General features: G+C 60.4%; 7 protein-coding genes and 2 pseudogenes. 3 read left to right on the top strand and 6 right to left on the bottom strand.

Annotated features, from left to right (window positions below):
• Positions 1-126 precede the first annotated feature (126 nt).
• A pseudogene (locus NZK81_RS21055) lies at positions 127-1,218 on the bottom strand (IS110 family RNA-guided transposase); the annotation flags it as partial.
• A 153-nt stretch (positions 1,219-1,371) separates the two neighbouring features.
• On the opposite strand from NZK81_RS21055, the pseudogene NZK81_RS21060 reads away from it, so the two are divergent.
• Positions 1,372-1,713: pseudogene (locus NZK81_RS21060) on the top strand (integrase core domain-containing protein); the annotation flags it as partial.
• A gap of 10 nt (positions 1,714-1,723) precedes the next feature.
• On the opposite strand, the gene NZK81_RS21065 reads toward NZK81_RS21060, so the two are convergent.
• The 4 genes from NZK81_RS21065 to NZK81_RS21080 form a co-directional block, all read right to left on the bottom strand.
• Complete coding sequence (locus tag NZK81_RS21065) at positions 1,724-1,936, bottom strand: ketopantoate reductase C-terminal domain-containing protein (RefSeq protein WP_260047943.1); 213 nt, start codon at positions 1,934-1,936, stop codon at positions 1,724-1,726.
• A gap of 22 nt (positions 1,937-1,958) precedes the next feature.
• Positions 1,959-2,495, bottom strand: a complete 537-nt coding sequence (locus NZK81_RS21070; RefSeq protein WP_260047944.1) for a 2-dehydropantoate 2-reductase — start codon at positions 2,493-2,495, stop codon at positions 1,959-1,961.
• Positions 2,496-2,499: 4 nt separating this feature from the next.
• Positions 2,500-3,819, bottom strand: coding sequence for an LLM class flavin-dependent oxidoreductase (locus tag NZK81_RS21075; protein WP_260047945.1), 1,320 nt, complete (start codon positions 3,817-3,819; stop codon positions 2,500-2,502).
• 64 nt (positions 3,820-3,883) lie between these two features.
• A complete protein-coding gene (locus NZK81_RS21080; RefSeq protein WP_260047946.1) occupies positions 3,884-4,813 on the bottom strand; it encodes a fatty acid desaturase in 930 nt (309 codons plus the stop codon).
• A gap of 196 nt (positions 4,814-5,009) precedes the next feature.
• On the opposite strand from NZK81_RS21080, the gene NZK81_RS21085 reads away from it, so the two are divergent.
• On the top strand, positions 5,010-5,861 hold the full coding sequence (locus NZK81_RS21085; RefSeq protein WP_260047947.1) for an IclR family transcriptional regulator: 852 nt from the start codon (positions 5,010-5,012) through the stop codon (positions 5,859-5,861).
• Positions 5,862-6,012: 151 nt separating this feature from the next.
• On the top strand, positions 6,013-7,194 hold the full coding sequence (locus NZK81_RS21090; protein ID WP_260047948.1) for an MFS transporter: 1,182 nt from the start codon (positions 6,013-6,015) through the stop codon (positions 7,192-7,194).
• 9 nt (positions 7,195-7,203) lie between these two features.
• Here NZK81_RS21090 and NZK81_RS21095 read toward each other — a convergent pair.
• The coding region (locus NZK81_RS21095) for a CaiB/BaiF CoA transferase family protein (protein WP_260047949.1) at positions 7,204-8,337 on the bottom strand (1,134 nt) is incomplete at its 5' end.

Consider the following 8,337-nt stretch of genomic DNA (forward strand, 5'->3'; position numbering starts at 1 on the left):
CTCAATCCGGCGCATCTGCGCCTCACTCAACAACCAAAGCTCAGACACTCGCAGCACCTCCTCAGTGCCGCTATTGAATCAATTCGTCATCGCCAGCGCAAGCGATTTAATGGGTCCTGAGCCTAGCTTATCGCGGAAGCTGTTGTCGCGCTGGCGGATCGCGCCCTGGGTAGCCATCCAGAACGTGCGCCTGAGCCGAGCGTTACCGTACTTCGACAGCTTGGTTCGGCCTCGGAACATGCCTGACTGGCAAGTGGCAAGATCTAGCCCGCAGAACTTGAGGAACTGGCGGTGGTGGGCGAAGCGGCGAAGATCGCCGGCTTCTGCCAGAATGGTCAGTGCGTTGATCGGTCCGATGCCGGGGATCATGCGGAGAAGTTGGTAATCGCGGTTCTCAGCGAGCATGGAATGTGCGGTTCGCTCGATCTCGTCGCGTTGCCGGATCAGGCTGCGGGCCTGAGCGATGACCATGCGGAACATAGTGATCGCGATCGAGTCCTCGTCGACCGGGAGGGCCATGGAGGCGCACGCTGTCTCGTAAATATCGTTCAGCAACCGGGCCTTGGATACCTTGCGGCCGACCAGGCTCCATGCCTCGCGCGTGAAGCCTTCCTGGCCTAGCGTGGTCATGCTGGCCGGGGTCGGGAAGCGCTCGAGCAGAGCAAGGAACCAGTCTGATCGACTGTTGCCGGCGAAGCGTTCGATCTCTGGAAAATAGAGCGGCAGGTAGTGGGTCAAGATGCGATGCCATGTCTGGGTCTTGGCCTTGGAGATCGCCTCGTGCGTCTTCGACATCTCCTGCAGATCGTTGATGCCGGCGGCCAGCGGATCGACGTATCGCTGGGTCGCGCCGATCCGAAGCATGTGCAGGATCACCTGCGCATCCTTGCTATCATTCTTGTCCCAACCATTGTGCAGCGCCTCGCGGGTGCGGGCCAGGGCGACGGACGAGATCAGGCGCAGTTCGAAGCCCGCGGCCAGCAATCGGTGCGCCAGAGTGCGGTGGTAGTTACCAGTAGCCTCGAAACCGACGATGACCGGATGCCCGATATCGCCGAGATCGGTTGCGAGGCGGTCGTAGTCCGCCTTCGTTGCCATCACCGTCATCCGCCGCCGGCGCCCGCCTTCGGGGCGCTCGATCAGCACCTCCTGGTGGTGCTTGGACATATCGATGGCTACCAGCACGGCGTCGGCGGGAGTAGAGCTACGCTTGGTCATGGTCGGTCCTTCTCCAAAGTGTTGAGTCGACAACTTCACTCTAGAGACCTGCTGGCCGGTCATGACCGCCTTGATGAAGCCTGCAGGCGCTGCGCGCCCTTGTCTTCATCAAGGCGATGCGGCCCTTCGAGGGACCGCTTCCCAATGTGCTATGGCACTGAGCTGACCTCGTCGGCCATCCTGCGCTGGTCGCAGGAGCGGCGGGTCGAATGGCACTATATCGCGCCGGGCAAGCCGATGCAGAACGGCTTCGTCGAGAGCTTCAACGGTCGCTTGCGCGACGAATGCCTCAACGAGAACCTGTTCACGTCGCTGGCCCACGCTCGGTTCGTGCTCGATACCTGGCGGGACGATTACAATCACGTGCGGCCACACTCGAAACTGGGCGGGAAGACCCCCGCCGAGATAGCCGGCCAACGTGTCTAGGGGCATGCCCCCAGACACGTTGCCATCACCTCAAACAACTATCATCAAGGAGCGAGACTCTACCTCTGACTGGTAACAATCATGGGAGCACGTCACGGCCGATGAACTCCAGCTTCTCCTCTATGCAAGCGGGCGGTAATTCGATGCCTAACGCTGCTGCGATCCGTTCGACCTTGGCCATGGCCTCGCGCAACAGCGCGCTGGCCTGGGGATGGACCAGCACCTGACCGACCTTCAGGCCGAACGCCGGGGCCCCCCCCCGATCGTCGCGGCCATCAGGAACTTGTCCCACAACGCTGAGCGCATGTCGCCTGTCAGAGTGGTGGGGACCCCAGCGGCAATAAGGTCGCCCGCAAGGTTTGCCGAGGCCTGTCCGGCAGCCGGGTCGGTTGCGCGATCGGCGACCGGGCCGGCCAGCAGCGTGGCGGGACGCTGGTGTGGCGCACGATCCCGTCTTCCAGCTCGAAGAAGCCGTGCATGCGTGCGCCAAGCACGACAGCGCGGGGCAGGGCGGCCTGGGCGATGCCGGGTGCTTCGACCCCATTCTGCACCGTCAGCAGCGTGAAGCGGCTTCCGCGCAGTGGTTCGAGCAGAGCGAGCGCGGATTCGATCTGAAACGTCTTGGTTGCTAGGCTGGCATGATCCGGCGGCGTTACGGGATCGCATGCTGCGGACACCGGCACACGCACTTGCCGCTCGGCCCCGCCTTCGGACAGCAGCACGCCCATGTTTCGCAAGGCTTCGAGCCGTGCTCCTCTGGCGATCAGCAGAACTTCATGCCCGGCGTTGTGCAACCGCGTGCTCAGGAAACTGCCAATTGCCCCGGCGCCGATGATGACAAACCGGCTCATCGCATCAGGCGAAGAAGCGGTTGTCCGGGCGCGGCAGGCCAAGATGGTCGCGCAGCGTTTCGCCTTCGTATTCGGTGCGGAACAGGCCGCGCGCCTGCAATTCGGGCACAACCTTGCCGGTAAAGTCTTCCAGGCCTTCGGGCAGGTAAGGGAACATTGTGGTAAAACCGTCGCAAGCGCCTTGCTCAAGCCAATGCTGCATCTCGTCGGCGATGGTCTTGGCGGTGCCGACAAAGGCCAAACCGCCATAGCTGCCGGCCTTCGCGGCGAGCTGGCGGATCGTCAGGTTCTCAGCTCTGGCCAATTCGATCATGAACCGCCGCGAGCTTTTGCTGGCGTTGGATTCGGGGATGTCGGGCAGGGGACCATCGGGTTCGAAGCCCGATACGTCGTGACCCAGCATGCCGGACAGTGAATGGATGCCGCTGTCGTAGTGGACCAGGCTGTCCAGTTTCGCGCGCTTCGCATGGGCTTCCTCGACGGTGTCTCCAACAACCAGGAATACGGCCGGCATGATCTTGATGTGATCGGGATTGCGTCCGACCGTCGCCGCCCGCCCTTTGACGTCGTCGTAATAGGCTTTGCTGCCTTCCAACGTCGATTCCGCAGCAAATACGGCTTCGGCGGTTTCGGCAGCGAGCTGGCGGCCCGGGTCCGAGGCACCGGCCTGGAAGATGACCGGCCAGCCCTGAACCGGACGGGCGATGTTAAGCGGCCCGGTGACCGAGAAATGCTCGCCCTTGTGGTTCAGCGCATGCATCCGGTCGGGGTCGAAATAGATGCCCTTTGCTGCGTCCATAACGAAGGCATCGTCGGCGAAACTGTCCCACAGCCCGGTCACAACGTCATGAAACTCGCGGGCGCGGTGATAGCGCGCGGCGTGATCTGGCTGGGTCTCCAGGCCGAAGTTGCGGCTGCTGTCCGGATTCGAAGTGGTCACCACGTTCCAGCCGGTCCGCCCGCCGCTGATGTGATCGAGAGAGGCAAAGCGGCGCGCGACATGGAACGGCTCGTCGTAAGTGGTCGAGGCCGTTGCGACGAGGCCGATTCGCTCAGTCACCCCGGCCAGTGCGGAAAGCAACGTGAATGGCTCGAACGAGGTCACAGTGTGGCTGCGCATCAGCGCCTGGCGTGGCAGGTTGAGCACGCCGAGGTGATCAGCCATGAAGAAATAATCGAACTTGGCAGCTTCGAGGCTGCGGATGAAGCGCCGGATCGCTGCCAGGCTGAAGTTCGCGTCGGGAAAGGCACCTGGATACCGCCAGGCTCCGGTATGGATGCTGACGGGGCGCATGAACGCGCCAAGGTGAAGTTGCTTGGCCATCAGCGCGCTTCCCGATCTGGAGGTACGGCCCGACCATGCCGAACGGTCCGGCCCCGTTATTTCGTTAGGCAGGCATGGCCTTGCCTTGCGCATGGTCGAGTTCCCGGCGAACCGCAAAGTGTTCGTCATAGTTCTCGGGCTTCAGGGCGAAGGCTTTCTGGCGCGGGATGCGGTTGGCGTTGATTTCATCGTATTTGAGGAAATAGGCCTTGTGCATCCGGTAGAACGGGATTTCCGGCCAGAGGTGGTGGATCAGGTGGTAGTTCTGATAAACCAATAGCGGGTTGAGCAACCATTCCCAGCCGAACCGCATGGTTGTTGCCATGTAAGGGTCTTCGTCTTGGGCGATGATCGCAGGATGATGTGGCAGGATGACGAAAACAATGGCGATGATGAACAGCGTGATCCGCGACGGCACGAACCACAGCATGAACAGTTCCCAGCCGAAGCCGAAGTAGAGCGCCGCAACGAACAGCAGCGCGAGGAGCGAATAGAATACAAGCAGTTCGGTGCCATGCTTCTTGCGCACGTTCTGACCATATTGGATGAAATACCAGATGTAGGCACCGTCGAAGAAGGTCCAGCGGAAAGGAACCTGCCACCAGGGCGATTCATGCTCGAACCGGTCGGGATCCTTAGGTCCGTTGGTATGCGTGTGGTGCTTGTTGTGGACCCAGCGGAGCAGGACCATCGGAGCATAGGGGAATAGGAAGAACAGGCCGATCGCACCGATCGATTCGTTGATCCAGCCAATGCTCGACAACGACTTGTGCGAGGCGTCGTGGATCACGCTGAAAAGCAGATATGTCACGAGGCCGTTTGAGATCGCACCGACCCAAAGCGGAAGCATCGAGTTCAGCGCCAGGTACCAGGTCGTTGCGATCCCTGCCATGGAAATGACAAACAGGAGAGCCGTCGGCAGGGCGAGAACGGGCGCCTTTCGCAGCTGTTCGAAATGCTCTTCGGACGATCTGGGAAACGCGATTGCAGCCATTACCCGGCTTCCTTTCCTCTCAATGGCTTCGAAGCGCTTAGTTGGGTTGACGCTCGGCCTCTTTGTCGCAATTGACTCAGGTCATGCTCTTGCACGCATATGCCATAATAGGCTATTCTTTGGACAATATGCAACTCCTTTCCCATCATGCAAGAGGGCTTTGGGGCCGAGGAGAGGCTGGTGAAGGTGAATACCGATGAATGCACGCAAGGCTAACCAACTTGCAGCTAAAGGTGGTGAAATCGAAGATCAGGCTACCGAGCGCTTGCCCGCCGAAGGTTTGAGCGCGGATGATTCGCCACGCAAGGCCATCCAGTCCGTGGAAATTGGTGTTCGCGTCATCAGGGCATTGATGGATTGCCCAAAGGATGGCGCACATCTGCGTGAAGTTGCCGAGAAATCGGGTCTGTCACGTAGCCAGGCACACCGTTACCTGCTGGCGTTTGTCAACACGGGCGTGGTCGAGCAGAATAGCCAGAATGGCCGCTATGCACTAGGTGCATTTTCAGTTCGTATTGGCATGGCCGCGCTGGCGCGGGTGGAGCCGGTACGAATCGCTGGCGATAATCTGGAGAGTCTGCTGGTAGAACTGCAGACGACAGGGTTGCTGTCGGTCTGGGGCGATTATGGGCCAACGGTGATTCGCTGGATCGATGGCGGTCTGCCCCTGTTGACCAGTTTGCACGTCGGCTCTGTTTTGCCCTTGCAGGCTTCGTCTACCGGTATCCTGTTCTTGACCCATTGTTCACGAGATTGGACCCGGCGCGTCATCGAGCAAGAGCGTGCCAGCGGGCTGGTGGTTTCCGACGACGAACTGGAAAGGCAGATAGTCCAAGCGCGCGAGCTGGGATACGCGACCACACAGGGTACGGTTGTGCCTGGTCTCTCTGCCTTAAGTGTACCGGTGCATGATTCCGAGAATAGGCTTGTTGCAACGATGAGCGTTCTCTCGCGAGTTCAGGACCAGCATTTTTATTTGAACCCGATGATCGAAAAGATCCGTTCGGCGGCCATTGAAGCGAGTCGCGCGATCGGCTGGCAAGGGTAGCTCCTACGGCTTCCCATCAGAAGTGGACTGGCCCCCATATTGGTGGACCGGCTTCATGGCGGGTGCGATGCCAGGCCCGACCATCCGGAAGGTATGAACGTTGTCGCGGACCCATGAAGAAACAATTGGCAAACGGGAGTTCATCGCCATTATGGCGATGATCCAGGCATTGCAGTCACTTGGGTTTACAACTTTGCTTCCGGCATTGGGTGCAATGGCAACCGATCTGGGGGCAGGCGGTTCAAACCAGCGGCAATGGGTCATCGGCACATTCCTGATCTGCTCCGGCCTGTTTTCGCTCGTTCCGGGGACGATCTCCGACCGGCTTGGGCGGAAGCCGGTCCTGCTGGTTTGCATGGGCCTGTTCGCCCTGATCAATCTGCTTTGTGCTTTCGTGACTGACTTTTCCGTCCTGCTGGCGGCCCGCGCGCTGCTTGGCTGTGCCTCGTCCGCCCTGACCGTCCTTCCTCTGGCGATCATTCGCGACCGCTATCAAGGCGAAGACATGGCCAAGCTGCAAGCCTTTGTCGCGATGCTGTTTATGGCAGTCCCGACCCTTGCCCCAAGTTTGGGTTATGTGATCTTTACAGTGCTCGGCTGGCGTGCCGTCTTCATCGTCATCGGGGTGCTGTCGATGGGAGTGTCAGCATGGTATTTCTACCGCATGCAAGAAACGCTGCCGCTTTCCCGGCGGCAGTCCCATGGTGCCAGTGAATTGTTCGGCAACATCCGCCTCGTTCTGACAAACCGCCGGTCGATCGGTTACGTCATTGGCATGGCCCTGATTTTCGGCGCTCACTTCGGCTTCATCAACAGCTCGCAGCAATTGATCGGCGAACATTTCGGGGCCGGCGGGGCCTATTCGGTAATCTTTGGCTTGATGGCGGGCTCGATGATGCTGGCCAGCATTGCCAATTCTGCGATCGTACACCGTTTCGGCATCCGGGGGATCGGCCATGCCGCCATCCTGTGCCATTTCCTTGTGTCGATCGGCCAGATCTATTTGGCATCCCGACCGGGCGAAACCCTGCTTCAGTTCGTGCTTCTGACATCCGCGAACATGTGCTTGCTGATCACGGTCTTCATCAATTTCACCGCGATTTCCCTACAGCCATTCGGCAAGGTGGCCGGGGCCGCGGCCTCTGTTCAGACGTTCTTCCGTTTGGTGCTTGGCGCGGGGCTGGGCGCACTGATCGGGCAGGCCTACAATGGTTCCCCGCTGCCTCTGGCCTATTCGTTCTTCGGGGTGGCGAGCGTGACCATCGTGCTTGTACTGTTCAGCGAAGGCTGGCGATTGTTCGGGGGACCTATACCGGTTCAGGCTGCGAACTGACTGCGCCGCCTATTCGTCTCCGACCTGCTCGGGACTTCCCGGCGCGGCCAGATTCGAAACCATCCGCACCCCATCTATCACGATTGGACTTGAGACACCCCTGCGACCCCCAGCCGATGTCGTCAGGCCCCTGGCGACGACCTGCGGATCGGCGAACACTTCGTCGAGTTCATTGATTGGGCCGGCTGGGACGCCCGCATCCTCCAGCGCGTTGAATAGTTCCTGTCGGTTCCATCGGGCGGTAAGCGCTTCCAAGGTTGCGACAAGTCCCTGCCGGTTCGCAACCCGCGCGGGGTTGGTGGCGAATAGCGGGTCTTCGTGCAGTGAGCATCCCAGGATGCGGCAAAGGCTCGCGAACTGGTCGTTGTTGCCGGCCGCAATCACCAATGGTCCGTCAAGCGTCGGGAAGGCCTGATAGGGTGCGAGATTAGCATGACCGTTGCCGAACCGGCGCGGCACCTTACCGGATGTCATCCAGTTCAGCGCTTGATTGCCCATGACCGCGACCTGGGTGTCGAGCAGGGCCATGTCGACATGGGCACCGCGTCCGCTGCGGTCCCGGCGATGGAGCGCTGCGAGGATGGCAACAGTGCTGTACATGCCGGTGAACAGATCGGCCACGGCGATGCCGGCCTTCTGCGGTTCGCGATCGGGTTCACCGGTCATCGACATCATGCCGCCCATGGCCTGGGCAATGAAATCGTAGCCTGCACGATGGGCATAGGGACCGGTTTGCCCGAAGCCCGTGATCGAGCAGGTAATCAGGTGGGGATTCAGTGCGGAAAGCGCGGCATGGTCAAGCCCGTACTTCGACAGCCCGCCGACCTTGTAGTTCTCGATCACGATATCTGCGCCGCTTGCCAGATCGCGAATGATGGCCTGGCCCTCCGCGCTGGCGATGTCGATTGCGAAAGACCGCTTGCCGCGATTGGTCGAATGGAAATAAGCCGCTCCCAAATTGGTGCCATCTTCTGCTGTCACGAACGGCGGCCCCCAATGCCGCGTATCGTCTCCTACGCGGGGCCGTTCGATCTTGATCACTTCGGCGCCAAGGTCCGCCAGCAGCTGTCCGCACCATGGGCCAGCCAGGATGCGGGCTAATTCAAGCACCCGGACGCCATCAAGCGGTTTGACCGGGTCACT

This window comes from Novosphingobium mangrovisedimenti (genome assembly GCF_025153475.1).
In the GTDB taxonomy this organism is placed as follows: Bacteria; Pseudomonadota; Alphaproteobacteria; order Sphingomonadales; family Sphingomonadaceae; genus Novosphingobium; species Novosphingobium mangrovi_A.

Bases quoted from the DNA above. Each gene is read 5' to 3' on its own strand.
- NZK81_RS21070 (WP_260047944.1), bottom strand. From the start codon at position 2,495: ATGAGCCGGTTTGTCATCATCGGCGCCGGGGCAATTGGCAGTTTCCTG.
- NZK81_RS21075 (WP_260047945.1), bottom strand. From the start codon at position 3,819: ATGGCCAAGCAACTTCACCTTGGCGCGTTCATGCGCCCCGTCAGCATC.
- NZK81_RS21080 (WP_260047946.1), bottom strand. From the start codon at position 4,813: ATGGCTGCAATCGCGTTTCCCAGATCGTCCGAAGAGCATTTCGAACAG.
- NZK81_RS21085 (WP_260047947.1), top strand. From the start codon at position 5,010: ATGAATGCACGCAAGGCTAACCAACTTGCAGCTAAAGGTGGTGAAATC.
- NZK81_RS21090 (WP_260047948.1), top strand. From the start codon at position 6,013: ATGGCGATGATCCAGGCATTGCAGTCACTTGGGTTTACAACTTTGCTT.